This window comes from Pseudonocardia halophobica, from assembly GCF_050948485.1.
GTDB lineage: Bacteria > Actinomycetota > Actinomycetes > Mycobacteriales > Pseudonocardiaceae > Pseudonocardia > Pseudonocardia halophobica.
In genome coordinates this window covers 7,637,382-7,663,155 of record NZ_CP192046.1, presented here as the reverse complement: position 1 = coordinate 7,663,155, position 25,774 = coordinate 7,637,382, and the positions used below count along the sequence as shown (strand labels likewise).

Genomic DNA, 25,774 nt, shown 5'->3' with positions numbered 1-25,774 from the left:
CGGGCCGGAGAGTCGGCGCGGGGGGAGCCGGCGTTAGCCCCGGGAGGACGAGATCAACAACTCACGGAGCCGGGCGAGGAGCGCGTCGACGCCGACGTCGCCGGTCAGCGGGGCGCCGGTGAGCGTGCGCAGGTACAGCCCGTCGCCGACGAGCTGGATGAGCCAGGACAGCACGGGGTCCGGGACCTCGGTGCGCAGCGCGGCGAGGCCGTGCGCGTCGACGTCCGCGAGGGCGCGGCGGGTCGCCTCGCCGGTGGCACTGCCGTCGGCGATGCGCAGCGCGGCGAGGTAGGTGCGGGTCAGCCCGACCGGCGAGGCCGCGCCGGGCACGGAGGTCTGCAGGTAGTAGGCCACGGCGCCGTCGGGGTCCGCGCGCATGCGCGCGACGTCGGCGGCGCTGCGTTCGCGCAGCCGCTCCAGAAGGCCCTCGGCGAGCGCCTCCTTGGACCCGAAGTGGTAGAGCAGGCCGCCCTTGGAGACCTCGGCCGCCGAGGCGACGGCGTCGAGCGTGGCGCTCGCCGGACCCTGCTCGATGAGCAGCGTCTCGTAGGCGTCCAGGACGCGGTCGCGGGCGCTCGGCACATCCGGACCCTACCGACCTGCTCGCCCGGTGAGGCCGCTCACCAGCGGAATGCGCGGCTGGACCCGCCCGTTGAAGCTACTGTACCGTCCGGACGGTACAGCTGTACCGTCCGGACGGTATAGCTGCGTTCCCGCCCCGATCCGCGCCCCCGGGCGCCGCCGGACCCTGCAAGGACCCCGTACCGCCATGACCGCCACCCCGCTCTCCCCGCCGACCTCCGCCCGTTCCCCGCTGCAGATCCCCGCCCGCGCCGGTGTGCGCGAGTGGCTCGCGCTCGCCGTGCTCTTCCTGCCGACGCTGCTGGTCGCCGTCGACAACACCGTGCTGGGCTTCGCCCTGCCGGCGATCAGTCGCGCGCTCCGCCCGGACGCGACGACCCTGTTGTGGATCGTCGACGTCTACCCGCTCGTCCTGGCCGGGCTGCTGATCGCGATGGGCGGGCTCGGCGACCGCATCGGCCGCCGCCGGCTGCTGCTCGTCGGGATCACCGGCTTCGGTGCGGTGTCCCTGCTGGCGGCCTTCGCGACGGACGGGTCGCACCTCGTCGCCGCGCGCGCCGCGCTGGGCTTCTTCGGCGCGATGCTGATGCCCTCGGTGCTGGCGATCCTGCGCACGATCTTCGTCGACCGCACCCAGCGGCGGCTCGCGCTCGCGATCTGGGCGACCGGCTTCGCCGCCGGCGCCGCGCTCGGGCCGATCGTCGGCGGGCTGCTCCTCGAACACTTCTGGTGGGGCGCGGTCTTCCTGGTCAACGTGCCGGTCGCGGTGCTGGTGCTCCTCGCCGCCCCACTGGTGCTGCCCGAGTCGCGGATGGCGGACCCCGGCCGTCCGGACCTCGGCGGCGTCGCGCTGTCGATGCTGGCCGCGGTGCCCGCCGTGCTCGCGATCCACACGGTCGGCGAGCACGGGTTCACCGTCGCGTCGGTGGCCGAACTGGCCGTCGCGGGCGCGGCCGGCGCGCTGTTCGTCAGGCGCTGCCGGGAACTCCCCGGTCGCGGCCGCCGGCCGCTGATCGACCTGGACCTGTTCGCGTCGCCGGTCGTGCGGGTGTCGGTGCTGGCCAACGCGACCACGATGTTCGCCCTCACCGGGCTGCTGTTCTTCGCCGCGCAGTACCTGCAGCTGGTGCTGGGCCGCTCGCCCCTGGAGGCCGGCCTGGTGCTGGTCCCGGGGATGGTCGCGACGATCCTCGCCGGGCTCGGGGCCGCGGCCCTCGCCCGGCGCTTCCCGCTGCGCGCTCTGGTGCCGGCTGGCCTGGTGCTCGCGGCCGCAGGCTACGTGCTCTGCACGCGCCTCGGCGTCGGCTCCGCCGGGACGCTGCTCCTGGTCGCCGCGGTGCTGATCGGCGCGGGCATCGGCCTGTCCGAGACGATCACGAACGACGCGATCCTCGCCGCCGCCCCCGCCGATCGGGCCGGGTCGGCCTCGGCGGTGAGCGAGACCGCCTACGAGCTCGGCGCGGTGCTGGGCACCGCGGTCCTGGGCAGCGTGCTGAGCGCGGTCTACCAGGCCGCGGTCCAGGTGCCGGCCGACGCGGCGCCGGGTGTGGCGCTCGGCGCCGAGGCGTCCGAGACCGCGCGGCAGACGCTGGGCGGTGCCGTCGACGTGGCCGCCGGCATGCCCGCTCCGGCCGCGAACGCGCTGCTCGGCTCGGCGCGGGAGGCCTTCGCCCTCGGCGTCGACGTCACCGCCGGGGTGGGCACGGCCGCGCTGCTGCTCGTCGCGCTCACCGTGGTGCTGGGCCTGCGCCCTCGCCGACCGCGTCCTCGGCGAGGCGGGCGGCGAGCCGGGCCACCGCCTCCCGGACCTCGTCCGGCCGCAGCACGGTGAAGCGCCAGGCCAGCCCCGCGAGGGCGCGCGCCATCCCGTCCGCGTCCTCGGCCCGGGTTCGTAGGAGCGTGCCGTCGGGGTGGGCCTCGACGGAGCCGAGCCAGGCCGGCCACCGCCGGGCGACCTCTGCGGGCGGACCGTGCACCACGACCTCCACCTCGAGCCGGTAGGGCACCTCCGCCAGCCCGGCGACGACGTGGGCCACCGGGTCGAACCCCTCCGGCGCGGCGAACCCGGCCCCGGTCGGCGCCACCCGCGCGACCCGGTCCAGCCGGAAGGTCCGCACCGCCCCGCGACGGTGGTCGTGCCCCGTCACGTACCACCGTCCGGAGTGGAAGACGAGGCCGTAGGGGTCCAGCTCGCGGGTGCTCTCCTCGCCGCGCCAGGAGCGGTAGTCCAGCCGCACCCGGCGCCGGTCCCGCACCGCCTCGCCGAGGCCGAGCAGGACGTCGGCCGCGGGGGCGGCCCCGTCGCGGGCGGCGATGGTGAAGCCGAGCGCCCCGGCGACGGCGGCGACCCGGTCGCGCAGCTCGGCGGGCAGCACCCGCTCCACCTTCGCCCGCGCGCTCGGCACCGCCGGGGCCGCGGCGTGCATCCCGGTGCGCTCGGCCGCGAGCAGCCCGAGCACCACGGCGACGGCCTCGTCGTCGGACAGCATGAGCGGCGGCAGCTTGTAGCCGGGCAGGAGGCGGTAGCCGCCGTACCGCCCGCGCTCCGCCACCACCGGCACGCCGAGCCCCTCCAGGGCGGCGACGTACCGGCGGACCGTGCGGACGTCGACCTCCAGGCGGTCCGCCAGCTCCGGGCCGGTCAGCCCCGGCCGGGCCTGGAGGAGCTCCAGCAGGGCGAGCACGCGACCGGCCGACATCCCGCCAGTAAACAGGACCGAATCGGCCCTGTTTTGGTTCTACCGTTCTCCCCATGACGACATACGTGCTGGTCCCGGGGTTCTGGTTGGGTGCGTGGGCGTGGGACGCGGTGGCCGCGGAGCTGCGCGTCGCGGGCCACGAGGTGCATCCCGTGGAGCTCGGGCACGAGCCGGACGCGACCGCGGAGAGCCACGTCGACGACGTGCTGCAGGTCCTGGAGAAGGCCGGCCCGGCGGTGCTCGTGGGGCACAGCGGCGGCGGCCCGGTCTGCGCGGCCGCGGCCGAGCGGGCCCGGGACCGGGTCACGCGGCTCGTGTTCGTCGACACCGGCCCGCTCCCGGACGACGTGCCGCAGGTCGACTTCAACCCGCCGGAGGCGCAGGAGTGGATCCGGGCCCGGATCGCCGATCACGGCGGGGTGCAGCCGATGCCCACGCGGGCCGAGTTCGCGCAGCTGGGCACGAGCACCGCGGGGCTCGACGACGAGACCTTCGCGGGGCTGCACGCCCGCTCGCTCGCCGAGCCCGCCGGGGTGGTCCTCACCGGCGCCCGGCGCGGCACACCGGACCCGACACTGCCGAAGACGGTCGTGGCGTGCAGCTTCACGCAGGTCCAGGCTCGTGAGCTGATCGCGGCCGGGGTGCCGGCCTTCGCCGAGATGTCCGGGCCGGAGTGGTCGTTCGCCGAGCTCCCGACGGGGCACTGGCCGATGCTCAGCGAGCCGGCGGCGCTGGCCCGGCTGCTGGCCGGGCTCGCCGAACCGGTCTGAGCGGCCCGGTCGGTACGCGCCCGAGCGGGCTCCGCCGATACCCCGCTCGTCCCGCGGGCAAACGCCGTTCGGCGCATTCCCTCGTCGTACCCGGAGGCCCGTCCGGCGCGTCGCGCCGCCGCGGGCGTACCCGGTCCGCACCATGTCCGTTGAGCCTCGGGTCGGGTGAAGTCAACGAGCTGTTCCGCGCCACCGACGCCGCGGCCGGCGAGTGCGAGGAGGTCGGACCGTGTCCCTGGACGCCGTGAGCGCGTACACCCTGGTCGTGGGCGACGAGGACGGCCCGGCCGACGTGCAGGTCTTCTCGACGGCCGAGGCCGCCTGGCGCGCGCTCGACGCGGAGATCCGCCTGCGGTGCGGCATGCGGCCGCGCCCGCGGCGGGTCACCGACCCCGAGGCGGCGGCCCGGCTGGCCGACGCCTGGCGCGCGGGCGAGCCCGAGACGCGCTTCTGGCAGGTGCAGGCGCACCGGCTCCCGATCCTGCTCCCGGCGATCGCCGGTACCCCCTCCCGGCCGTCGGGTCGCCCGTCGCGCGCGGGTGCGTTGCGCAGCGCCTGAAGAGGACGGGAACTGCTGTTCCGCCGGGCATGGTTGCGCTTTTCGAATTCCTAAGCCCTGAGCCCGATTTCACACGTGCGTCATGACGGCGTCGCACCCCTGAACCACGGCGCCGGGGGACGGCCGCCGCGCGCACGTCGCGGACGTGCCCGGATCCTCCGCGAATGCAGTGGTGAGCGCATTTGTCAGCACAAACTGTATCGATTCCATGATCGGTGTTGTGAGTCAATCGACAGTTCGCATCGATGTGTGGAACAGGGTCTGCCCGGTAACCTCTGTAGTCATCTTTCCCCGTTACGAGCCTCGTCCCGACCAGGCGAGGCTCTGCCAGCATTCCCCGGCCGGGGAACGGGGGCCGGCCAGGCTAGGAGACTCACATGACCGCAGCGACCGTCCCAGGGATCGACGATGCGCCCACGACCAACGCGCGCCTGCTGTCATGGGTGCGTGAGATCGCGGAGCTGACCGCACCGGAGGCCGTCGTCTGGTGCGACGGGTCCGAGGCCGAGTGGGACCGTATGACCAGTCGCCTCGTCGAGGCCGGCACCTTCGTCAAGCTGAACGAGGAGAAGAAGCCCAACAGCTTCTACGCCGCCTCCGACCCGGACGACGTCGCGCGGGTCGAGGAGCGCACCTTCATCTGTTCGGCCACGGAGGAGGGCGCGGGTCCCACCAACAACTGGGCCGACCCCACGGAGATGCGCGAGACGCTGCGGGGGCTCTTCCGCGGCTGCATGCGCGGCCGCACGATGTACGTGATCCCGTTCTGCATGGGCCCGCTCGACGCCGAGGAGCCCATGCTGGGCGTCGAGATCACCGACTCCGAGTACGTCGTGGTCTCGATGAAGATCATGACCCGGATGGGCGCCTCGGTGCTGCCGCTGCTGGACGGCCCCGCAGGCGAGAAGTTCGTCCCGGCGGTGCACTCGGTCGGTGCGCCCCTCGAGCCGGGGCAGAAGGACGTGCCCTGGCCCTGCAACGACACGAAGTACATCACCCACTTCCCGGAGACCCGGGAGATCTGGTCCTTCGGCTCCGGCTACGGCGGCAACGCGCTGCTGGGCAAGAAGTGCTACGCGCTGCGGATCGCCTCCGCCATCGCGCACGACGAGGGCTGGCTCGCCGAGCACATGCTGATCCTCAAGCTGATCAGCCCGGAGGAGAAGTCCTACTACGTCGCGGCGGCCTTCCCGTCGGCGTGCGGCAAGACCAACCTGGCGATGCTGCAGCCGACCGTCCCGGGCTGGCGCGCCGAGACCGTCGGGGACGACATCGCCTGGATGCGCTTCGGCGAGGACGGCCGGCTCTACGCGGTCAACCCCGAGTTCGGCTTCTTCGGCGTCGCGCCGGGCACGAACTGGAAGACCAACCCGAACGCGATGCGCACCATCGAGGCCGGGAACGCGATCTTCACCAACGTCGCGCTCACGGACGACGGCGACGTCTGGTGGGAGGGCCTGGAGGGCGACCCGCAGCACCTCAAGGATTGGAAGGGCAACGACTGGACGCCCGGGTCCGAGTCCGACGCCGCGCACCCGAACTCCCGCTACACCGTGCCGATCTCGCAGTGCCCGGTCGTGGCGCCGGAGTGGCAGGACCCGCAGGGCGTGCCGATCTCGGCGATCCTGTTCGGCGGCCGCCGCAAGACCACGGTCCCGCTGGTGACCGAGGCCCGCGACTGGCAGCACGGCACCTTCATGGGCGCCACGATGTCGTCGGAGAAGACCGCGGCCGCGGCCGGCGGGCTCGGCCAGGTGCGCCGTGACCCGATGGCCATGCTTCCGTTCCTCGGCTACAACGTCGGCGACTACTTCCAGCACTGGGTGAAGGTCGGCAAGGACGCGGACGCGAGCAAGCTGCCGCGGATCTTCTACGTCAACTGGTTCCGCCGCGGCGAGGACGGCCGCTTCCTGTGGCCGGGCTTCGGCGAGAACAGCCGCGTGCTGAAGTGGGTCATCGAGCGGATCGAGGGCAAGGCCGCGGCGGCCGAGACCCCGATCGGCTACGTGCCCACGCCGGACCAGATGGACCTCGAGGGCGTCGACGCCAGCGCCGAGGACGTCGCGGCCGCGCTCGCCGTCGACCCCGAGGAGTGGAAGCAGGAGATCCCGCTCATCGAGGAGTGGTTCGCCAAGGTCGGCCACAAGCTGCCGACCTCGATGCGCGACGAGCTCGAGAACCTCAAGCAGCGCCTCGGCCTCTGACCCGAGCCGTACGGACGGCCCGCCCCGGATCTCCGGGGCGGGCCGTTCCGCGTTCCGCGGCGGTCCCGTCCGGGTGCCGTGACCGCCGCCCCGGCGCGTGATCCGGCGATCTCCGCAGGACCGACCTACGATGCGCGCGTCCGAGGCCAATTCCTGGCGCAAGGCCGAGGCGCAGGCTGATCGTCGTCGATCGAATCGGGGAGTCATGGCCGCACACGAAGGCCGGTCCGGGTTCCGCTGGAGCCCGTGGAACCTGCTGCTCCTGGTCCCGCTGCTGATGCTCGTCACGCCGTGGTTCAACAGCACGGACCCGGTGGTGTTCGGGATGCCGTTCTTCTACTGGTCCCAGTTCCTGTGGGTGCCGGTGGGCGTCGTGTGCGTGCTCGTCGTCTACCTGCGGACGAAGGGCGACGGTGAGTACGCGCCCGACGTCGACGAGCGGGTCGACGACCTCGACGAGGGGGCGCGGCGATGATCCAGTGGGTGGAGCTGTCCGTCTTCGTCGTCCTCTTCCTCGTGGTGACGGTGATGGGCTTCATCGCCTCGCGCTGGCAGCGGGGCGGCGGGCTCGACCATCTCGACGAGTGGGGCCTGGGCGGGCGCAAGTTCGGCTCGTGGATCACCTGGTTCCTCGTCGGCGGTGACCTCTACACGGCCTACACCTTCGTCGCGGTGCCCGCGCTGATGTTCGGGGCCGGCGCGATGGGCTTCTTCGCGCTGCCCTACACCGTGGTGCTGTACCCGATCGTCTTCCTGCCGGTGCTGCGGATGTGGTCGGTCTCCCGGGTGCACGGCTACGTGACGCCGGCGGACTTCGTGCGGGGCCGCTACGGCAGCTCGCTGCTGGCCTTCCTCGTGGCGATCACCGGCATCGTCGCCACGATGCCCTACATCGCGCTGCAGCTCGTGGGCCTCGAGGCCGTGCTGCGGACGATGGGGCTCAACGGCACCGGCATCGCCGGGCACCTGCCGCTGCTGGTCGCGTTCGTGATCCTCGCGGTCTACACCTACCAGTCCGGGCTGCGGGCGCCCGCGCTGATCGCGTTCGTCAAGGACATCCTGATCTACCTGGTCATCCTCGTGGCCGTGATCTACCTGCCCGCCAAGTTCGGCGGCTGGTCGGACATCTTCGGCGCGGCCTCGGACAAGCTGGCCCAGCCGAGCCCGGCGACCGGCAAGCCGGCGGGCTCGATCCTGCTGACCGGCAACAACCAGCTGCAGTACATCACCCTGGCGCTGGGGTCGGCGCTCGCGTTGTTCCTCTACCCGCACTCGCTCACCGGCGTGCTCGCGTCGCGCGGGCGGGACGTGCTCAAGCGGAACATGGTGGCGCTGCCGGCGTACTCGCTGCTGCTCGGGCTGCTGGCGCTGCTCGGCTACGTCGCGATCGCCGCGGGCTCCAAGCCGATCACGAACAACGCGACCGGGCGCCCGGACACCAACACGATCATCCCCGTGCTGTTCGAGGGCCAGTTCCCGGACTGGTTCGCGGGCGTCGCCTTCGCGGCCATCGGCATCGGGGCCCTGGTGCCGGCGGCGATCATGTCGATCGCGGCCGCCAACCTCTGGACGCGCAACATCTACAAGGAGTACATCCACCGCTCCGCGACGCCGTCCCAGGAGGCGCGGCAGGCCAAGCTGGCCTCGCTCGTCGTCAAGTTCGGGGCGGTGGCGTTCGTGCTGTTCGTCGACCCGCAGTTCTCGATCGACCTGCAGCTCATCGGCGGCGTGATCATCCTGCAGACGCTGCCGGCCGTGGCGATCGCGCTCTACACCCGCTGGCTGCACCGCTGGGCGCTGGTGGCGGGCTGGCTCGTCGGCATGGCGTACGGGATGTACCTGCTCTACCTCATCCCGAACCCGGCGACGGGCAGGGCGCACTTCGGCGGCTCCGCGCTGACCCTGGACAAGCTGACCGTCTTCGGCTGGCACCCGTTCGCCGGCTCCCAGGTGCAGATCTACGTGGGCTTCGTGGCGCTGATCCTCAATCTGGTGGTGGCGGTCGTCGTGTCCGCGGTGCTGCATGCGATGAAGGTCGGCAACGGCGCCGACGCCACGCAGGGCCCGGACTACCACGCCGACGAGCACTCGAAGCGACTCAAGCCGGTCGCGGACGTGCTGACGCACTGACACCGACCGTGAGGTGAACGCCCGACGCCCGGTCGGGCGAGTGCGGTGTGCTCGTGCGGCCGAACGAGCGCGCCGCGTGACCGGGTCGTCCCGTACGTGTTGCAGGACCACGCCACCGGGGTGGAACATCGGGGCCGCCTGAGCGATACCCCCGGTGACCGCCGGGAACGGCGGTGGCGGGAGGTGAGTCATGGCGGAGATCCGACGTGTGGTCCGCCACCTGCACACGGCGGGTACCGGGCGGGACGGTGAGCCGGAGGAGGAGCTCGTGGCGGAGGGTGCCGACGACGCCCATCCGCGCGCGGGCGCGCCCCCGGAGGGCGACGGGCTGGGCGACCTCGTCGAGCGGCTGGCCGAACGCGCCGCCGACGAGGCGGAGTCCGCCACTCCCGCAGGTGGCCCGTCCGGGCCGCCCCCGGCCGACGCGGCCACGCTCGCCGCGGCCGAGCAGGTCCGGGTCCGGATGCAGGCGGGCGCCGCCCCGGCCGGGCTGCGCCGGCTCGCCGAGGCCCTCGCCGGGGCCGAGGCGGCGACGGTGACGGACGCCGTCGCGCCGGTCGTGCCGCGGCAGCGCACCGCGTCCGAGAGCCCGGCACCGCTCACGGACGTCGTCGCGGCCGTCCGCACCGAGTCCTTCCTGGTCCTCGAGGGTCACCGCCCGACCGAGATCGCGGCGGCCGTCGACGGTCTCGCGCGGGCCGGCCTGCGGGTCGCCGTGACCGCGGCCGACCTGGCCAGGCTCGACGCGGTCGCCCCGACCGTCGACCGGCTGCCGGCCCTCACCGGACCCGAGCAGCGCGAGCTGCGGCTGCTCCTCGCCACGGCCACCCCGGCCCGTCGGGACCAGGCCGGACGCGAGATCCCGCCGCCGCCCGCGTTCCCACCGGTCGACGAGATCCGGGCCCTGTGCGCCAACGCCGCCGGCGCTGCGCGGGCGCGCACCGGCGTACCGGACCTGCTGCGGGACGTCCTCACCACGCTCGACGAGCCGCGGCTCGCGGCCGTCGCCAGCGTCGCCCGTGCGGTGCGTGCCGCCCTCGACGCCCTCGGCCCGCGCGAGGACTCCTGGGTGTGGCCGCTGCTCCCCGACCTCGTGCACTCCCGCCACCGGCCGGTGTTCGACGCGTTGCGGTCGGCCTCCGCCGCAGCCCTCACCCTCGCCGACCGCTCGCGGGACCTGCCGCTCGTCACGCTCGTGGGCGCGCTGCCCCCGCACGCCCACGAGCTGCTCGTCGACTTCCGCGAGTACCTCGACTCCGGCGGCCGCGCCCGGCGGCGCTTCCGCAACGGCGTGCAGCGGGAGGTGCAGCCGGTCCTCGACCTGATCCGGGTGGGCGGGCAGGTCCCCGCCGACGCCCGGTCGGTGCACGCCGCCGTCCTGCACGTCGAGCTCGCGGGCCGGCTCACCGCCGTCGACGAGGGGTGCCGCGCGCTGGGCATCCCGACCCCGAACGACGTCGGCGACCTGCGCGCGCTCGTCACCGGGCTGGACCTGGTCGACGAGGCGGCGCGGGCGGTCGGCCAGCTGCGTCACGACGTCCTGTTCCTGCACCCCACCTCGCCCATCGCCGTGCCGGACCTCGCCGCCGCCGAGCGCGTGGCCGCCGGGATCCTCGAGGTCGCCGAGCACGGGTCCGCCCCCGAGGCGGCCGCCCGGCTGGACGCGATCGCGGACGGGCTCGCCGGCGACGCCCCGCTCGCCGAGCTGGTCGAAGGGCACCGCGCGGCCGTCGAGGCCCTACGCGCGCGGGACGACCATGCTTACGAGGCCGCCCTCGCCGCCCTCGCGCCGGCCCGGCGGGCCGCCGCCGACCAGGCCCGCTGCGACGAGCTGCTGGCCCGGCTCCGCGCCGAGGACCCGGAGGCGGCGCGGGCCTACGCCGACGGGCGCGGGTTCGTGTGGAGCGTGCCGCTGGAGTCGCTGCTGTCCCGGCTGCCGGCCGACGACGTGCTCGACGCCGTCGTGGTGCTCGATGCCGCCGAGCTCTCCGTCGAGCGGTTGCTGGTGGCCGCGGCGGCCCCGCGGCTCCTCGCGGTGGCCGACGCGCACTCCGCCGACACCGGGCCGACCGTCCTCGGGGCGCTGCAGCGGGCCGAGGCCCCGGTCGTCGCCCCGCCGCGTCCGCCCGACCCCGGTGGGCGGGTGGTGCGCCTCCCCACTGCCCGCCGCCCCGAGGCGCCGCGGCGGGAGCAGGCGGGAGCCTGAGGGCTGCCGGGCGCGTCTGCATGGACGGACCGGAGTCGCGAAGGCGGGCTGTCGGCGTACCGAGGTGGACGTCGCGATGGCGGGCTCGGACAGTGCTCGGCCGCTGATCGGCGGCCGGTGCGCGACGAGAACCGAGCGGTCCTCAGCCCGCGGCGCGGAGGGCCGAGCGGATACGGTCGAGCAGCACGAACGGGTCGTCGGCCGAGGGCTCCTGGCGCTCCCAGCGCTCCCCCGAGACCGTCGGGATGTAGAGCACCCACCGGCCGCTGTCGCGCTCCTTGCGGAGCTGGGCGAGCGGGGTCGAGGACCACACCGCGCCCAGCTCGGGGAACGCCGGCGGGCGGCGGTCGAGGATCGTGACGTGGTCGCCCACGGTCGTGTACGCGATCCGGCGGTGCTCGCGCTCCTCGGCGGACAGGCAGTCCGCACACCAGTCGGACAACCGGGTACGGATCTCCTCGGGCACCCCCATGCCCGCAGATGATGACGTTTGCCGGCCCGCCGGGGAAGGACCACGCCCCGGATGTTCTCCGCCGGTTACCCGCCCGCACCGCCCGCCCGAGCGCCGCGGCACACCCGACCGGTCGCCGCATTCCCGACCGGTCGCCGCACACCCGCCCGGGCGTCGCGGCACACCCGCTCGGCCGCCGCGCACCCGTCACAGCACCGCGGCACACCTGGTCGGCCGCCGCGCACCCGTCAGAGCGTGATGGCACACCCGCTGGCTCCCTCTCACACCCTGTCGACAGCCCGCGGGACGTCCCGCAGGGTGTGCGGGCTCTGCTCGACGACGGTCACCGACCTCGAAGAGCGCGCTCGTGCTCACGGTGGCTCGCCCGAGCTCCGCGCCGCACTCACCGCGTCCCACCCGAGCATTGCGCCCTCCGGCGAGCTCTACTCGACGACCGCGCCCTACCCGAGCACCGCCCTACCCGAGCACCGCCCTACCCTCGACCGCTCGCACACCTGCTGGAGCTGCCGTGCGTCCTGGCGTGCGAGCTCTTCGCAACGGCCGTAGGCGCCGCCGGCGTCGGTGAGCGATCGGTCGCACAACCGTCGGGGCGTCCCGCGGGCCGTCGACGGGGTGTGCCGCGAACCGAAGTGGTGTGCGAGCGCTCCCCACCGGGTGTGTCGCGCCGCTCCGGGTGTGCGAGCGCCCCCACCGGGTGTGCCGGAGTGCCCCTCGCTGCCGAACGCCATCGGCCGGGACCCGATGCCGCGCGTTCCGGGGTGTGCCGGGCCCGCCACGCGCTCCCCGCCGGGTACTCCCGCCGAGTTGGAGAGGGTGGGGCCTCCGGGCGTGTCCGGGAGGCACCACCGGAGGTACGGTCGCGGCCATGGGAGATCACGCGGTGAGCCGCTTCGGGCACGTGGAGCTGGAGGACATGCCCGAGGACCTGCGCGAACGGATCGGTGCGATCGCCGAGAAGTCCGGGTTCGTGCCCAATGTCTTCCGCGCCCTGGCGAGGCGCCCCCGCGAGCTGCGCGCCTTCCTCGACTACCACGACGCGCTGATGGACTCGGACGACGGCCTGAGCAAGGCGGAGCGCGAGCTGATCGTGGTGGCGACGTCGGGCGCCAACCACTGCACCTACTGCGTGGTGGCGCACGGCGCGATCCTGCGCATCCGCGCGAAGGACCCCGAGATCGCGGACCGGGTCGCGACGAACCCCTACGCGGTGGAGCTGAGCCGGCGCGAGCGGGCCATCGTGGACCTCGCGCTGCTGATCGCCACCGACTCCGCCGCGCTCACCGACGCCGAGCTCGACGACGCCCGCGCCGCCGGCCTCACGGACGACGAGATCTGGGACGTCGGCGCCATCACCGCCCTCTTCGCCCTCTCGAACCGCATGGCCCACCTGACGGCGTTGCGGCCCAACCCGGAGTTCTTCCTGATGGGCCGCCTGCCGCGCTGATCACGCGCGAGCGGTCACTCGCACCCGGTGCCGTCCTTGTCGGCGTCGAGGCCGTAGATGTCGCTCCCGGTGACCCGCACCGGCCCGCGGACGTACGAGGGCCCGTTGCCGCTGCCGCCCTCGCAGTCCACGTCGGAGTCGACGGGCACGCAGCCGGAGTAGTTCGGGTCGCAGTTCGACGCGGCCCGGGCGGCCGGCGTGGTGGTCCGGACCGGCGGGCGGGTCGTCGGGGCGGCCGCGCGCACCACGGTGGTCCGGGGGGCCGGCGGACGCGTGGTGGTGGCGCGCGTCGTGTGCGGGACCGTCGCGGGGGCGACCACGGCCGCGGCGGTGGTCGTCGGCGGCGGAGTCGTCATGGTCGTGATCGCCGCCGGGCGGCTCGTCGTCGGGGCGGCGGCGAACGACACCGGGGTGGCGGACGACGAGCCGCAGCCGGCGAGCAGGGCGGCGAGGAGTGCGGGGAGACCGACGGCGACGGCGGTGCGGGAGCGGATCACGGGGTGTCGATCGGTGGAGACGGTCCGCGTGCAACCGCATCCGGACGATCTTCGTCAGGACTGACGAGGACGGGCACCGACCGCGGCCGGGTTGGCCACGGGATCAGGACGAACGGGTCACGGGTGCGTCACGAGCGCACGGCGGCGGCGTCGATCGCGAGGTCGCGGAGCAGCCACCTGTCGAGGACGGCGGCGTAGGTGCCGTCGGCGATCAGCGAGGCCAGCGCGGCGCGGACGGCCGGGACCGCACGGTTGTCCACGATCATGCCGGCCGTGCCCTCGCCGTACGGGGCGCCGGGCAGCGCCAGCTTCCCCTTCCCGAGGACGACGGCGTGGCCGGCGGCCGGGGCGTCGGCGACGAAGGCCTCGAGCTGGTCCGCGAGCAGGCGCCGGGTGGCGTCCTCGGCCCCGCCGACCGGCACGATCTCGATCTCCGGCCGCCGGTTGTCCGTGCAGTGCAGGTTCTCCTCGGTGACCCCCGCGTGCTGCGCCGACCCGGCGACGACGCCGATGCGGTGCCCGCAGAGCGTGGTCGGCTCGACGCGGTCGGGGTTGCCGGGCGGTGTGACGATCGCGGTGCGGGCCTCGAGCCACGGCAGCACGCTGCCGCCCAGCGGGTCCTCGGGCACCGGGACCGGCAGGATCCCGACGTCGTGCCGGGCACCCACGAGGGCTCGCGGCAGCGCCGTCGCGGAGACCCCGTCGGACAACGACCGAAGGCCGAGCCGGGCGGCCAACGCGCCGCCGAGCTCCTCCTCGGCCCCGCTCGCCGGCCGGGCCACCCCGGGCACGGCGATGCGTAGCGTCCCGCCCTGCAGCGCCGGCGGGAGCATCGCGGCGAGCGCCGGATCGGCGGCCACCTCGGGCAGCGGCTGCTGGACGACGCCGACGGGCGGCGCGGGGGTGGTCGCGCAACCGACGCCGCCCACGAGCACCGCCCCGGCCGCCAGCACGGCCGCGACGAGCCGGGTCAGTCCTCGGGTGCGCACCCCACGATCGTGTCATCCCACCAGGTCGGCGCCCGATTCGGGTGCTTCGCCCACTTCTGCGGCGTCCGTCACGGCGCCCGGCGCATCGGCCCCACCGCGCACCGGCCCCGGCGCGCCCCGGCCCCGGCGCGCACCGGCCCCAACGCACCGGGCACAGCAGCCGTCGCAGCTACAGCACCTTGGACAGGAACGCCTTCGTCCGCTCGTGCTGCGGGTTGCCGAGCACCTCCCGCGGCGCGCCCTGCTCCACGATCACGCCCTCGTCCATGAACACGAGGGCGTCGCCGACCTCACGGGCGAAGCCCATCTCGTGGGTGACCACGACCATCGTCATGCCCTCGCGCGCGAGCCCGCGCATGACGTCGAGCACCTCGCCGACGAGCTCGGGGTCGAGCGCCGAGGTCGGCTCGTCGAACAGCATCAGGCGCGGCGACATGGCGAGCGCCCGCGCGATGGCGACGCGCTGCTGCTGCCCGCCGGAGAGCTGCGACGGGTAGTTGTCCCGCCGGTCCGCCAGGCCCACCCGGTCGAGCAGCTCCACGGCCCGCGCCTTCGCCGCGGCCTTGTCCTGGCGGCGCACGATGACCGGCGCCTCCATGACGTTCTCGATCGCCGTCTTGTGCGGGAAGAGGTTGAACCGCTGGAACACCATGCCGATGTCCCGCCGCTGGTGCGCGACCTCGGACTCGCGCATCTCGTAGAGCTTCCCGCCGCGTTCCCGGTAGCCGACCAGGTGCCCGTCGACCCGCAGCCGCCCGGAGTCGATCCGCTCCAGGTGGTTGATGCAGCGCAGCAGCGTGGACTTGCCCGATCCGGACGGCCCGATCACGCAGCTGACCTCGCCGGGCTGCACGACGAGGTCCACTCCGCGCAGCACCTGCGTGGGCCCGAAGCTCTTGTGGATGCCGAGGGCCTCGACCATGGGCGTCATGCGGCGGCCTCCTCCGGCGTCCGGCGCAGGAACCCGAACAGCGAGGGGCCGGGCGGCCCGGTCTGCAGCCCGCGCCCGTAGCGCCGCTCGATGAAGCCCTGCCCGACGGACAGGATCGACGTCAGCGCCAGGTACCAGATCGCCGCCACGATGAGCAGCGGGATGGTCTGGAAGTTGACCGAGTAGATCCGCTGCACGGACGTGAGCAGCTCGAAGTACCCGATCACGACGACGAGCGACGAGGTCTTCAGCATCGAGATCGTCTCGTTGCCCGTCGGCGGGATGATCACCCGCATCGCCTGCGGCAGCACGATGCGGCGAAGCGTCTGGGCGCGGGACATGCCGAGCGCGCCGGCCGCCTCGGTCTGGCCGTGCTCGACCGAGGCGATGCCGCCGCGCACGATCTCGGCCATGTACGCGGCCTCGTTGAGCCCGAGGCCGAGCAGGCAGGCCGCGAACTGGTTGATCAGCTGGTTGGTGTCGAAGGAGACGAACTCCGGCCCGAACGGGATCCCGAGCGACAGCCGCGGGTAGAGCGCCGACAGGAAGTTCCAGAACAGCAGCTGCGCGATCAGCGGCGTGCCGCGGAACACCCAGATGTAGAGCGCGGCGACCGAGCTGAGGATCCAGTTCGGCGACAGCCGCATCACGGCGAGCAGGACGCCGCCGACGATGCCGATCACCATGGACAGCACCGTCAGGACCAGCGTGTTCTTCAGCCCGTTGAGCACGGGCGGCGAGAACAGGTAGTCCCCGACGACGGGCCAGCCGAAGCCGTCGTTGGTCAGGATCGTGTGGACGAGCATGGCGGCCAGCACCGCCAGGACGGCCACGGCGACCCACCGCCCCGGGTGCCGGACCGGGACGGCGTTCATGGGCTCGGGACGGCCCGGCGGAGCTGACATCGGGTCGCTCAGGCGTTGATCTGCGACGTCGGGATGGCCCCGTTGCCGACGTTCCACTTGTCGAGGATGGCCTTGTAGGTGCCGTCGTCCATCAGCGCCTGGATCGCGCCCTGGACCGCCTGCGGGAACTCCGCCTGCCCCTTCTTGAGGACGACGCCGTAGGGCGCGGTGTCGTACGGCTCGCCGACGACCTCCACGGCCTTGTTCGTGGTGGTCACGGCGTACGCGGCGACCGGGGAGTCGGAGAGCATGCCGACGATGCGCGACGAGGTCAGCGCGAGCGTGACGTCCGTCTGCTGCTGCAGCTCGGTCACCTGGATCGCCGGCTTGCCCTGGGAGGTGCACTCCTGGCTGCGGGTCACGACCTCCTCGGCCTGCGTGGTGCCGGCCTGGACGCCGATCCCCTTGCCGCAGAGGTCGTCCGGGTTCAGCCCGTCCGGGTTGCCCGCCTTCACGGCCAGACTGGTGCCGGCGGTGAAGTAGCTGACCATGTCGACGGTCGCCGTGCGCTCGGGCGTGATCGAGAACGACGACATTCCGGCCTCGTACCGGGCGCCGTCGATGCCGGGGATGATCCCGGAGAACTGGCTGTTCTGGAACTCGGCCTGCAGCCCCAGCTTCTGCGCGATCGCCGTGCCGAGGTCCACGTCCATCCCGATGATGGTGCGGCCGTCGGTGTCGGTGAACTCGTTGGGCGGGTACGAGGCGTCCGTACCGAAGACGAGCTTGCCGTCGGCGGAGACGGAGGCGGGGACCTTGGCCGCGAGGGCGTCGTCCTTCGCGGCCGCCGGGACGGCCGGGGCGGAGCTCGCGCCGGCGCCACCGCCGCCGGAGCCGTCGCCGCTGGAGCCGCACCCGGCCAGGACGACGGCGAGGGCCGCCGCGGCCAGCGCGGCGGGGATGGTTCGGTTTCGGGCGGACACGCCGGCACCTCCTCTTCGGTCCGCGCGGGTGGCGCGGTCGTCGGGATGCTGCCACCTGGCTGCCGGAAGGACATCCCGGAACGATCGTCCGTTACCCGACGGACACATGGTTGGCCGCCGCGGATCGCGGGAACCAGGACATATCACCGGGCGTTGACGGTGTGGAACGGACGGTGGACGACACCGGACACGACGGGAGGAAGCGCATGGCGGGCTTGTTCAAGAAGCTCGGCGCGCTGGCGGGTGCCGCGGAGGCGGCGCGCCGCTACGCGAAGAAGAACCCGGACAAGGCCGGGAAGTTCGTCGACCAGGCCGCCCAGTTCGTCGACAAGCAGACGAAGGGCAAGTACTCGGGCCAGATCCACGGCGCCGCGCAGAAGGCCAAGGGTGCCGCCGGCATCCACGGCCAGCAGGGCCGGGGCCCTCAGCAGGGCTACGGCCAGCAGGGGCAGCCGGGCTACGGCCAGCAGGGCCACGGGCAGCAGGGTCCGACCGACCCGCCCACCGCCCCCTACCGCGGCTGACACCCGCGACGCGCACGCGCGGCCCGGTCACCTCGTCGAGGTGGCCGGGCCGTCGTCGTTCCCGGCGGTGATCGTTCCGAGGCCCGAGGATCGGACGCCGAACGGAGCCGTGGCCCCACGCACGCCCCGCCGCCCGATCCTGTGGGATCTCGCGGTCCCCCTGCCGGCGCGAGCCGTGCCACTATCACCTCAGAGGACGTCCGGCGCGGGGCGGCCCACACACCCGAGTGGTCCGCCGCCGGCCGTCCGTCGGCCCGCGGGCGGTGTGCCACAGCACGGACCCCGCGTGTCGTGAGCACGAGGAGGAACGCGTGTCCCGTCCACAGAGCTGGGTCCCGACCGATCCCCGATCCGCACCGACCCGCGAGCACGTCCTGTCCGGACTGCACGGCACCGACGAGGGCGGCGCCGAGCTCGTCCAGCTGCTGACCCCCGAGGGGCAGCGGGTGTCCGACGACCGGTTCGGTTCCTGGGCCGACGACGTCGGCGCCGAGGAGCTCAAGGGCTACTACCGCGACATGGTCCTGGTCCGCCGCGTCGACCGCGAGGGCAACGCCCTGCAGCGCCAGGGCCAGCTGGGCATCTGGGTGCCGCTGCTCGGCCAGGAGGCCGCCCAGGTGGGCGCCGGCCGCGCCGCCACCCCGCGCGACATGATCTTCCCCAGTTACCGCGAGCACGGCGTGGCGTGGTGTCGTGGGATCGACCCGACGGACCTGCTGGGCATCTTCCGCGGCACCGACCACGGCTCGTGGGACCCCATCGAGGCCCGGTTCCACCTGTACACGATCGTCATCGGCAACCAGTGCCTCAACGCCACCGGCTACGCCATGGGCCAGAAGTTCGAGGGCAAGGTCGGCGACGGGCCGGACGCCGAGGCCACGATGTGCTTCTTCGGCGACGGCGCCACCAGCCAGGGGGACGTCCACGAGGGGTTCGTGTGGGCGGCCGCCTACGACGCCCCGGTCGTCTTCTACTGCCAGAACAACCAGTGGGCGATCTCGGTGCCGCTCGAACGCCAGACCCGGGTGCCGCTCTTCCAGCGGGCGCGGGGCTACGGCTTCCCGGGCGTGCGGGTCGACGGCAACGACGTCCTCGCCTGCCTTGCCGTCACCCGCTGGGCCCTGGAGGAGTGCCGCACCGGCAACGGGCCCGTCCTGATCGAGGCGTTCACCTACCGCATGGACGCGCACACGACGTCGGACGATCCCTCGCGCTACCGGCTCGCCGACGAGCTCGAGCTGTGGAAGCTCAAGGACCCGATCGAGCGGGTGCGGGTGAACCTGGTGCGCGAGCACGGCGTGGGGCAGGACTTCTTCGACGAGGTGCAGGCCGAGTCGGACGAGCTCGCCGTCCGCTTCCGTGCCTTCTGCGTCGCCATGCCGGACCCCGGTCCGGACCGGATGTTCTCCGAGGTCTACGCCGAGCTGTCGCCGCAGCTGGCGGCGGAGAAGGCGGCGTACCTGGAGTACCACGCGTCGTTCGAGGGGGCGTGAGACGGATGACCACGATGACGCTCGCCAAGGCGCTCAACTCCGGGCTGCGCGCGGCGATGGAACTCGACCCGAAGGTCCTGGTGATGGGCGAGGACGTCGGCAAGCTCGGCGGCGTCTTCCGGGTGACGGACGGGCTGGCCAAGGACTTCGGCGAGCAGCGCGTGCTCGACACCCCGCTGTCGGAGAGCGGGATCATCGGCACCGCGGTGGGCCTCGCGATCCGCGGCTTCCGCCCGGTGTGCGAGATCCAGTTCGACGGGTTCGTGTTCCCCGGCTTCGACCAGATCGTCTCCCAGCTTGCCAAGGTGCGGTTCCGGTCGCAGGGCAAGGTGCCGATGCCCGTCGTCGTGCGGATCCCGTTCGGCGGCGGGATCGGCGCCGTGGAGCACCACAGCGAGTCGCCCGAGTCGCTGTTCGCGCACGTCGCGGGGCTCAAGGTGGTCGCCTGCTCGAACCCGGACGACGCCCACTGGATGATCCGCCAGGCCATCGCCAGCGACGACCCGGTGATCTTCTTCGAGCCCAAGCGGCGGTACTGGGAGAAGGGCGAGGTCTCGGAGACCGAGCCCGCCCCGCTGTTCTCCTCGAGGGTCGTCCGGTCCGGCGCCGACGTGACGGTCGCCTGCTACGGCCCGCTGGTGAAGACCTGCCTGGAGGCCGCGGCGGCCGCGGAGGCGGAGGGCACGGACATCGAGGTGATCGACCTGCGCTCGCTGTCCCCGCTGGACCTCGGGCCGGTGTTCGCGTCAGTACGCCGTACCGGCCGGCTCGTGGTGGTGTCCGAGGCGCCGTCGGAGGCGTCGGTGACCTCGGAGGTCGCGGCCCGGGTGCAGGAGGAGTGCTTCCACTCGCTGGAGGCGCCCGTGCTGCGGGTGACCGGCTTCGACACCCCCTACCCGCCCTCCAAGTGCGAGGACGACTACCTGCCCGATCTCGACCGCGTGCTCGACGGCGTCGACCGCGCGCTGGGGTGGTGAGCGTGCCCGAGATCTTCCGGATGCCCGACGTCGGCGAGGGGCTGACCGAGGCCGAGATCGTGGCCTGGCAGGTCGCCCCCGGCGATCCGGTGGCGGTCAACCAGATCCTGGTCGAGATCGAGACGGCCAAGGCCGTGGTCGAGCTGCCGTCGCCGTTCGCGGGGACGGTCCACGAGCTGCTGGCCGAGCCCGGCGCGACCGTGCAGGTCGGCGAGCCGATCATCGCCATCCGGACGTCCGCGGGCGGCACACCCGAGCCGGCTCCCGCCGTCGAGAGCCCGGCGGAGAGCAAGGGTGCGCTGATCGGCGAGGCCGGCGCCGACGGCCGGATCGCCACGCTCGTCGGCTACGGCCCCCGGCAGGGCACCGCGCGGCGGCGCCCGCGGAAGGGCGTGCCCGGCGCGGCGGCCGCGGTGGCGGAGCCCGAGGTCGCCCCGGTCGTCGCCGGGGAGGAGGCGGCCGCGCAGGTCGGTCCGGCCGCCGCGGCGGCGGCCGCACCGGACCTCGACGACGGGCGGCCGGCGGGCCCGGAGTCCCTGGTCCCGCTGGCCAAGCCGCCGGTGCGCAAGCTGGCGAAGGACCTCGGCGTCGACCTGCGGGCGCTGGCCGGGTCCGGCCCGGGCGGGGTCATCACGCGGGACGACGTCCGCGCGGCGGCCTCGGCGCAGGCCACCGGTGCCACCGGTGCCACCGGTGCCACCGCGGCCCCGGCGACCCAACCCGTGACCGCACCGGCCGCAGCTGCACCCGAGTCCGTCGGCGGGGTGCGGCGCGAGCCGATCCGCGGGGTGCGCAAGGCGACGGCGGCGGCCATGGTGCAGTCCGCGTTCACGGCCCCGCACGTCACCGAGTTCCTGTCGGTCGACGTCACGGAGACCATGGCGCTGCGGGACCGGCTGCGGGCGTCGCGGCGGTTCGCCGACGTCAAGCTCACGCCGCTCGCGTTCGTCGCCAAGGCGGTGTGCCTGGCCGCGCGCCGGACCCCGGCGGTCAACGCGAGCTGGGACGAGCCGGCCGGCGAGATCGTGTACTACGACCACGTCCAGCTCGGGATCGCCGCTGCGACCCCGCGCGGCCTGCTCGTGCCGAAGATCCGGGACGCCGACCGGCTCGACCTGCACGACCTGGCCGTCGCGCTCGGCGAGCTCACCGAGACCGCGCGGGCGGGGAAGACGGCCCCGTCGGACCTGGTCGGTGGCACGATCACGATCACGAACGTCGGGGTGTTCGGCGTCGACACCGGCACGCCGATCCTCAACCCGGGCGAGGCGGCGATCCTGGCCGTCGGGTCGATCAAGCCCGCGCCGTGGGTCGTCGACGGTGAGCTCACGGTGCGGACGGTGTGCCAGCTGGCGCTGTCCTTCGACCACCGGCTGGTCGACGGCGAGCAGGGCTCCCGCTTCCTCGCCGACGTCGGCGCCCTGCTCGAGGACCCCGCGACGGCGATGCTCTGGTGATGACCCGGTGAACGGCGCTCTCGCTCGGTAGGTGTGAACGAGAGCGCCGTTCACTCCATGATCGGGAGAAAAACGCCGGTCCCGTGCGTTGCAGGGGTATGCCGTTCGTGCTGCTGTACCTGGTGGTCGAGATCGTCGCCGTGGTCGCGCTGGGCTCCTGGATCGGCGCCCTGCCGACCCTGCTGGTGCTGCTCGCGGGCTCCGTGCTGGGCCTGTGGCTCGCCCGCCGGGAGGGGCTGCGGGCCGCGCAGGCCCTCGCCGAGGCGGCCCGGAACCGGCGCGTCGCCACCTCGGAGACCACGGACGGGATGCTCGTCGCCGTCGGCGGCCTGCTGCTGTTCGTGCCCGGCCTGGTCACGGACGTGCTGGGGCTGCTGCTGGTGCTGCCGCCCACCCGGGCGCTGGTGCGGCGCCGGCTCGTCGCGTCGACCGAGCGCCGGCACCCCGGCCTGCGCACCGCGCGGATCCGCAGCGAGGGTCAGGTGATCGACGCCGAGGTCGTCGACGTCCAGCCCGGGGCGCGCACGGAGTCGCCGCACCGCCCCGGCGGTCCTATGGTGATCGAGGGGACCGTGGTCGACGAGCGCTGAGCGCTCGCCGGCGCGCCCCCGGTGTTCGTGGCTACTCGGCCTCGGAGGTCAGGAAGGCGACCGTCACGGGGCCGCCGTGGTTGTGCAGCACGGCCGCGCTGCTGCCGGTGAGCAGCAGGCCGACGGCCGCGGTGAGCATGGCCCGGGCGGTCGCCCGCAGCCCGATCCGGCGCTGTCGTCCGGGGCGCATCCGCAATTCCTGCCGGGTGCGTCGCGTCAGGCGGTGCCGTCCCCCTCGAGAACCCACGCTGTCCTCCCGTCACGAACCGAGTGACTACTCCGAACGAGTGTCGGACCCACGGCAGGAACTGCGCTACCCGGACGCTCCGATTCACCCGATGGAACAGCAATTCGGCGGGAAAAGCGCCGATATCACGAGCCGATCAACGTCCACGTCGTCGTGCATCGCGCGGTGACGCGCACCGGCTCCGGTTCGAGCCCCAGATCGGCGACGTCCGGCCCGCCCTCGGCCCGGGCCGCCCGCATCGCCATCATCGGCGCGGCCCCGTGCTCCGGCCCCTCGCTCAGCCGCACCAGCCGGCCCAGGCTGCCGCCCAGCGCCGCCGCGTAGCCCTCGGCCCGGCGGCGGGCGTCGGCCACCGCGCGTCGCTGCGCCTCCGCCAGCACCGCGTCCGGGTCGGCGAGCGACCAGGCCGGCCCGGACAGCGCCGCCGGTTCCGCCCCGAGCAGCAGCGACAACGCCTCCTCGAGCACGCCCGGGTCGTCGACGCGCACCTGGATCGCCTCGCTCGCCCGGCAGCCCGACGGCTTCGACCCCTTGTACTCGGTGTGCACCGACACCCGCCGGCCGCGGACCGTGAGCCCGGGCAGCCCGAGCGCCTTCTCGGCGCCGGCGACGCGACGACCCAGCTCCTCGACGGCGGCGGTGCGGCTGCGCCCACGCGCGTCGAACACCACGGAGAGCTCGGCGCGGTCGGCCGTGTGCTCGACCCACCCGTTGCCCTCGGTCACGATCTCCGGTGCGTTCTCGGTCACGCCCCGAGCCTCCCAGATCCCGGCCGATCGCGGCGTATCCCCGAGTATCGGTCGGGCGCTAGACGGGCGCAGACGCGGCGATGGTTACCGTGATGAGGTGCTCGCCCCCCTCCGGCGTCTGCGCCGGTCGGTCCGCCGCGGTCGCTCCGACGCGCCCGGCCGTGTCATCGACCTCCTCGGCCGCGGCGGCCTCGTCGCCTACGGCGTCGTCCATCTCGTGGTGGCCTGGCTCGCCGTGCGGATCGCGATCGGCCTGCCGAAGGGCTCGGCAGACGCCCAGGGCGCGGTCGCGGAGATCGCGACCGGTGCCGGGGCGGTCGGCCTGGTGGTGGCGGTCGTCGGGCTCGTCGCGTTCGCGGTCTGGCAGCTCACCGCCGCCGCGCTCGGCTTCCGCTGGGTCTCGGGCGGCGAGCGGGTGCGCAAGCGGGCGGGCGCCGTCGCCAAGGCGGTGACGATGCTCGGGCTGGCCGTGATCGCCGTCGCGTTCCTGCGGTCGGGCCCCCGGTCCGGCGACGCGGGCGCACGCGACGTCGTCGCGGACCTCCTGCTGCTGCCCGGCGGCCGGCTGCTGGTGGCGGCGGTGGCCGTGACGATCGGGGTGATGGGCGTGACCATGACCTACACCGGGGTCAAGCGGACGTTCATGGGCGATCTCGACGTCCGGCGGCTGACCCCCGCGATCCGGCGCACGATCGAGGCGGTCGGCGTGGTGGGGCACCTCGCCCGGGCGCTCGCGCTCGGCGTGGTCGGGGTGCTGGTCCTCACCGCGGCCGTGGCCTCGGACGCGCGACGGGCCGGCGGGCTCGACGCCGCGCTGCGGGCCCTCGGCGAGACGCCGCTGGGGATGTCCCTGCTCGTCGTCGTCGCGCTGGGGTTCGGGGCCTTCGGGCTGTACTGCCTGGCCGACGCGGCCTTCCGTCGAGCCTGAGCTACCGCTGTCTAGTCACTGCGCTAGACGAGTGCAGACGGACCGATCGACGACACGCCATCGCCCCGGATAGCGAAATCTAGGGTCGGCGCGAGACGCGCGGATACCGTGCGATCCATGGATCCGGTGCGCAACCCGTTCGCTCCCGGCGCAGGTCAGCGACCCCCGGAGCTGGCGGGCCGGGACCGCGAGGTCGACGCGTTCGAGATCGTGCTGGAACGGGTCGCGCGCGGCCGCCCGGAGCGCAGCCTCGTGCTCACCGGGCTGCGCGGCGTCGGGAAGACGGTGCTGCTCGGCGAGCTGCGGTCGATGGCCGTCCGGGCCGGCTGGGGGTCCGGGAAGATCGAGGCCCGGCCCGACGCCGACCTCCGCCGCCCGCTCTCGGCGGCCTTGCACCGGGCGATCCGGGACCTGGCGGTGCAACACCCGCGGCAGGAGCGCGTCGACGAGGTGCTGGGCGTGCTCAAGGCCTTCGCCCTGCGTGCCTCGCCCGACGGCGCGCGGATGCGGGAGCGCTGGCAGCCCGGTATCGACGTGCCCGTGCGCAACGGCCGCGCCGACTCCGGCGACATCGAGATCGACCTGGTCGAGCTGTTCACCGAGGTCGCGGAGCTGGCCAGCGAGGTCGCCACCGGGATCGCGATCCTCATCGACGAGATGCAGGACCTGCGGCCCGACGACGTCTCCGCCCTCTGCGCCGCCTGCCACGAGCTCTCGCAGTCCCGGATGCCCCTGGTGGTGGTCGGCGCCGGCCTGCCGCACCTGCCGGCCGTGCTGTCGGCGTCGAAGTCCTACTCGGAGCGGCTGTTCAAGTACGCCCGGATCGACAAGCTGGACCGCAAGGACGCCGACTTCGCCCTCATCGCGCCGGCCGAGCGCGAGGAGGCGGCCTTCGACGCCGAGGCCCTCGACCAGCTCTACGAGCGCTCCGGCGGCTACCCCTACTTCGTGCAGGCCTACGGTAAGGCCGCCTGGGACGCCGCGCCGACCAGCCCGATCCGGGCCGACGACGTCGCCCTGGCCGCGCCGGAGGCGGAGGCCGAGCTGGCGGTCGGGTTCTTCGGGTCGCGGTACGAACGGGCCACGCCGGCGGAGCGCGAGTACCTGCGCGCGATGGCCGAGCTGGCGGAGGGGACGGACGAGCCCGTCGTCACCTCGACGATCGCGCAGCACCTCGAGCGCAAGCCCTCGTCGCTGTCACCGGCACGGGACAGCCTGCTGAAGAAGGGCCTCGTCTTCTCGGCCCAACGCGGCCAGATCGCCTTCACCGTGCCGCACTTCGGCCGGTACCTGCTCGCTTCCACCTGACCCAACCACTGCCCCGAACGAGTGAAGAACGTATTTCGGGGACGCAGGCGTAACGACCCGGCCGGACCGGACGAATCCTGGGGTAGCCCCGTGGCGCTGTCGGACCCCCGACCTGGCAGCTCCGCGGGGCATCTTCGTTCCCGGCGGCGCCGTCCGGTCCGTCCGCGCCGTCCGTCACCTGCCCGAGGCG

25 protein-coding genes are annotated in these 25,774 nt (G+C 73.8%); 15 read left to right on the top strand and 10 right to left on the bottom strand.

Annotated features, from left to right (window positions below):
* Positions 1–33: 33 nt before the first annotated feature.
* Positions 34–582 (bottom strand): TetR/AcrR family transcriptional regulator, encoded by a 549-nt coding sequence (locus ACQP04_RS36635; protein WP_433505000.1) that lies wholly within the window; start codon positions 580–582, stop codon positions 34–36.
* Positions 583–769: 187 nt separating this feature from the next.
* Here ACQP04_RS36635 and ACQP04_RS36630 point away from each other — a divergent pair, with 187 nt between their 5' ends.
* Entirely contained in the window at positions 770–2,413 is a 1,644-nt protein-coding gene (locus tag ACQP04_RS36630) for an MFS transporter (RefSeq protein WP_433504999.1), read from the top strand.
* Here ACQP04_RS36630 and ACQP04_RS36625 read toward each other — a convergent pair.
* On the bottom strand, positions 2,310–3,281 hold the full coding sequence (locus ACQP04_RS36625) for a helix-turn-helix transcriptional regulator (RefSeq protein ID WP_433504998.1): 972 nt from the start codon (positions 3,279–3,281) through the stop codon (positions 2,310–2,312). The genes ACQP04_RS36630 and ACQP04_RS36625 overlap by 104 nt on opposite strands.
* Positions 3,282–3,334: 53 nt before the next feature.
* On the opposite strand from ACQP04_RS36625, the gene ACQP04_RS36620 reads away from it, so the two are divergent.
* The 6 genes from ACQP04_RS36620 (at position 3,335) to ACQP04_RS36595 (ending at position 11,150) form a co-directional block, all read left to right on the top strand.
* Entirely contained in the window at positions 3,335–4,051 is a 717-nt protein-coding gene (locus ACQP04_RS36620; protein ID WP_433504997.1) for an alpha/beta fold hydrolase, read from the top strand.
* Between the two features lie 229 nt (positions 4,052–4,280).
* Positions 4,281–4,610 carry a hypothetical protein gene (locus tag ACQP04_RS36615; protein WP_037042026.1) on the top strand — a complete coding sequence of 110 codons (330 nt, stop codon included), beginning with the start codon at positions 4,281–4,283 and terminating at the stop codon, positions 4,608–4,610.
* Between the two features lie 377 nt (positions 4,611–4,987).
* Positions 4,988–6,814: a phosphoenolpyruvate carboxykinase (GTP) gene (locus tag ACQP04_RS36610; RefSeq protein ID WP_433504996.1), complete on the top strand. Its 1,827-nt coding sequence runs from the start codon at positions 4,988–4,990 to the stop codon at positions 6,812–6,814.
* A 205-nt stretch (positions 6,815–7,019) separates the two neighbouring features.
* Complete coding sequence (locus tag ACQP04_RS36605) at positions 7,020–7,289, top strand: DUF3311 domain-containing protein (RefSeq protein WP_433504995.1); 270 nt, start codon at positions 7,020–7,022, stop codon at positions 7,287–7,289.
* Complete coding sequence (gene mctP / locus ACQP04_RS36600; protein WP_433504994.1) at positions 7,286–8,944, top strand: monocarboxylate uptake permease MctP; 1,659 nt, start codon at positions 7,286–7,288, stop codon at positions 8,942–8,944. Before ACQP04_RS36605 ends, mctP begins: the two co-directional genes overlap by 4 nt.
* Before the next feature lie 190 nt (positions 8,945–9,134).
* Positions 9,135–11,150, top strand: coding sequence for a hypothetical protein (locus ACQP04_RS36595; RefSeq protein ID WP_433504993.1), 2,016 nt, complete (start codon positions 9,135–9,137; stop codon positions 11,148–11,150).
* Positions 11,151–11,292: 142 nt separating this feature from the next.
* Here ACQP04_RS36595 and ACQP04_RS36590 read toward each other — a convergent pair whose 3' ends face one another.
* The gene (locus tag ACQP04_RS36590; RefSeq protein ID WP_433504992.1) at positions 11,293–11,622 is read right to left on the bottom strand and encodes a hypothetical protein; all 330 of its coding nucleotides are present in this window, start codon (positions 11,620–11,622) and stop codon (positions 11,293–11,295) included.
* Between the two features lie 865 nt (positions 11,623–12,487).
* On the opposite strand from ACQP04_RS36590, the gene ACQP04_RS36585 reads away from it, so the two are divergent.
* Positions 12,488–13,066, top strand: a complete 579-nt coding sequence (locus ACQP04_RS36585) for a peroxidase-related enzyme (protein WP_433504991.1) — start codon at positions 12,488–12,490, stop codon at positions 13,064–13,066.
* Between the two features lie 14 nt (positions 13,067–13,080).
* Here the strand turns inward: ACQP04_RS36585 and ACQP04_RS36580 are convergent, their stop codons facing one another.
* The 5 genes from ACQP04_RS36580 to ACQP04_RS36560 form a co-directional block, all read right to left on the bottom strand.
* Positions 13,081–13,563, bottom strand: coding sequence for a hypothetical protein (locus tag ACQP04_RS36580; protein ID WP_433504990.1), 483 nt, complete (start codon positions 13,561–13,563; stop codon positions 13,081–13,083).
* A gap of 128 nt (positions 13,564–13,691) precedes the next feature.
* The gene (locus ACQP04_RS36575) at positions 13,692–14,552 is read right to left on the bottom strand and encodes a hypothetical protein (RefSeq protein ID WP_433504989.1); all 861 of its coding nucleotides are present in this window, start codon (positions 14,550–14,552) and stop codon (positions 13,692–13,694) included.
* A 169-nt stretch (positions 14,553–14,721) separates the two neighbouring features.
* Complete coding sequence (locus ACQP04_RS36570) at positions 14,722–15,483, bottom strand: amino acid ABC transporter ATP-binding protein (RefSeq protein WP_433504988.1); 762 nt, start codon at positions 15,481–15,483, stop codon at positions 14,722–14,724.
* The gene (locus tag ACQP04_RS36565; protein WP_433504987.1) at positions 15,480–16,388 is read right to left on the bottom strand and encodes an amino acid ABC transporter permease; all 909 of its coding nucleotides are present in this window, start codon (positions 16,386–16,388) and stop codon (positions 15,480–15,482) included. Before ACQP04_RS36565 ends, ACQP04_RS36570 begins: the two co-directional genes overlap by 4 nt.
* Positions 16,389–16,396: 8 nt before the next feature.
* Entirely contained in the window at positions 16,397–17,311 is a 915-nt protein-coding gene (locus ACQP04_RS36560; RefSeq protein ID WP_433504986.1) for an ABC transporter substrate-binding protein, read from the bottom strand.
* 206 nt (positions 17,312–17,517) lie between these two features.
* On the opposite strand from ACQP04_RS36560, the gene ACQP04_RS36555 reads away from it, so the two are divergent.
* The 5 genes from ACQP04_RS36555 to ACQP04_RS36535 all read left to right on the top strand — a co-directional run bounded on the left by ACQP04_RS36555 (position 17,518) and on the right by ACQP04_RS36535 (position 22,352).
* Positions 17,518–17,835: an antitoxin gene (locus ACQP04_RS36555; RefSeq protein ID WP_433504985.1), complete on the top strand. Its 318-nt coding sequence runs from the start codon at positions 17,518–17,520 to the stop codon at positions 17,833–17,835.
* Positions 17,836–18,146: 311 nt separating this feature from the next.
* A complete protein-coding gene (locus ACQP04_RS36550; RefSeq protein WP_433504984.1) occupies positions 18,147–19,328 on the top strand; it encodes a thiamine pyrophosphate-dependent dehydrogenase E1 component subunit alpha in 1,182 nt (393 codons plus the stop codon).
* Positions 19,329–19,333: 5 nt separating this feature from the next.
* Positions 19,334–20,305, top strand: coding sequence for an alpha-ketoacid dehydrogenase subunit beta (locus ACQP04_RS36545; RefSeq protein WP_433504983.1), 972 nt, complete (start codon positions 19,334–19,336; stop codon positions 20,303–20,305).
* A gap of 2 nt (positions 20,306–20,307) precedes the next feature.
* Positions 20,308–21,762, top strand: coding sequence for a dihydrolipoamide acetyltransferase family protein (locus ACQP04_RS36540; RefSeq protein ID WP_433504982.1), 1,455 nt, complete (start codon positions 20,308–20,310; stop codon positions 21,760–21,762).
* 98 nt (positions 21,763–21,860) lie between these two features.
* Positions 21,861–22,352 carry an FxsA family protein gene (locus ACQP04_RS36535; RefSeq protein WP_433504981.1) on the top strand — a complete coding sequence of 164 codons (492 nt, stop codon included), beginning with the start codon at positions 21,861–21,863 and terminating at the stop codon, positions 22,350–22,352.
* A 31-nt stretch (positions 22,353–22,383) separates the two neighbouring features.
* Here the strand turns inward: ACQP04_RS36535 and ACQP04_RS36530 are convergent, their stop codons facing one another.
* On the bottom strand, positions 22,384–22,542 hold the full coding sequence (locus ACQP04_RS36530; protein WP_156067290.1) for a hypothetical protein: 159 nt from the start codon (positions 22,540–22,542) through the stop codon (positions 22,384–22,386).
* A 182-nt stretch (positions 22,543–22,724) separates the two neighbouring features.
* Positions 22,725–23,348, bottom strand: a complete 624-nt coding sequence (locus ACQP04_RS36525; RefSeq protein ID WP_433504980.1) for an SIMPL domain-containing protein — start codon at positions 23,346–23,348, stop codon at positions 22,725–22,727.
* 97 nt (positions 23,349–23,445) lie between these two features.
* Here ACQP04_RS36525 and ACQP04_RS36520 point away from each other — a divergent pair, with 97 nt between their 5' ends.
* Together ACQP04_RS36520 and ACQP04_RS36515 are read left to right on the top strand one after the other, a co-directional pair.
* Complete coding sequence (locus tag ACQP04_RS36520; protein WP_433504979.1) at positions 23,446–24,276, top strand: DUF1206 domain-containing protein; 831 nt, start codon at positions 23,446–23,448, stop codon at positions 24,274–24,276.
* Positions 24,277–24,393: 117 nt separating this feature from the next.
* Positions 24,394–25,584 (top strand): AAA family ATPase, encoded by a 1,191-nt coding sequence (locus ACQP04_RS36515; RefSeq protein ID WP_433504978.1) that lies wholly within the window; start codon positions 24,394–24,396, stop codon positions 25,582–25,584.
* Positions 25,585–25,774 lie beyond the last annotated feature (190 nt).

Bases quoted from the DNA above. Each gene is read 5' to 3' on its own strand.
- ACQP04_RS36630 (WP_433504999.1), top strand. From the start codon at position 770: ATGACCGCCACCCCGCTCTCCCCGCCGACCTCCGCCCGTTCCCCGCTG.
- ACQP04_RS36625 (WP_433504998.1), bottom strand. From the start codon at position 3,281: ATGTCGGCCGGTCGCGTGCTCGCCCTGCTGGAGCTCCTCCAGGCCCGG.
- ACQP04_RS36620 (WP_433504997.1), top strand. From the start codon at position 3,335: ATGACGACATACGTGCTGGTCCCGGGGTTCTGGTTGGGTGCGTGGGCG.
- ACQP04_RS36610 (WP_433504996.1), top strand. From the start codon at position 4,988: ATGACCGCAGCGACCGTCCCAGGGATCGACGATGCGCCCACGACCAAC.
- ACQP04_RS36605 (WP_433504995.1), top strand. From the start codon at position 7,020: ATGGCCGCACACGAAGGCCGGTCCGGGTTCCGCTGGAGCCCGTGGAAC.
- mctP (WP_433504994.1), top strand. From the start codon at position 7,286: ATGATCCAGTGGGTGGAGCTGTCCGTCTTCGTCGTCCTCTTCCTCGTG.
- ACQP04_RS36595 (WP_433504993.1), top strand. From the start codon at position 9,135: ATGGCGGAGATCCGACGTGTGGTCCGCCACCTGCACACGGCGGGTACC.
- ACQP04_RS36590 (WP_433504992.1), bottom strand. From the start codon at position 11,622: ATGGGGGTGCCCGAGGAGATCCGTACCCGGTTGTCCGACTGGTGTGCG.
- ACQP04_RS36585 (WP_433504991.1), top strand. From the start codon at position 12,488: ATGGGAGATCACGCGGTGAGCCGCTTCGGGCACGTGGAGCTGGAGGAC.
- ACQP04_RS36570 (WP_433504988.1), bottom strand. From the start codon at position 15,483: ATGACGCCCATGGTCGAGGCCCTCGGCATCCACAAGAGCTTCGGGCCC.
- ACQP04_RS36565 (WP_433504987.1), bottom strand. From the start codon at position 16,388: ATGTCAGCTCCGCCGGGCCGTCCCGAGCCCATGAACGCCGTCCCGGTC.
- ACQP04_RS36555 (WP_433504985.1), top strand. From the start codon at position 17,518: ATGGCGGGCTTGTTCAAGAAGCTCGGCGCGCTGGCGGGTGCCGCGGAG.
- ACQP04_RS36545 (WP_433504983.1), top strand. From the start codon at position 19,334: ATGACCACGATGACGCTCGCCAAGGCGCTCAACTCCGGGCTGCGCGCG.
- ACQP04_RS36535 (WP_433504981.1), top strand. From the start codon at position 21,861: ATGCCGTTCGTGCTGCTGTACCTGGTGGTCGAGATCGTCGCCGTGGTC.
- ACQP04_RS36530 (WP_156067290.1), bottom strand. From the start codon at position 22,542: ATGCGCCCCGGACGACAGCGCCGGATCGGGCTGCGGGCGACCGCCCGG.
- ACQP04_RS36515 (WP_433504978.1), top strand. From the start codon at position 24,394: ATGGATCCGGTGCGCAACCCGTTCGCTCCCGGCGCAGGTCAGCGACCC.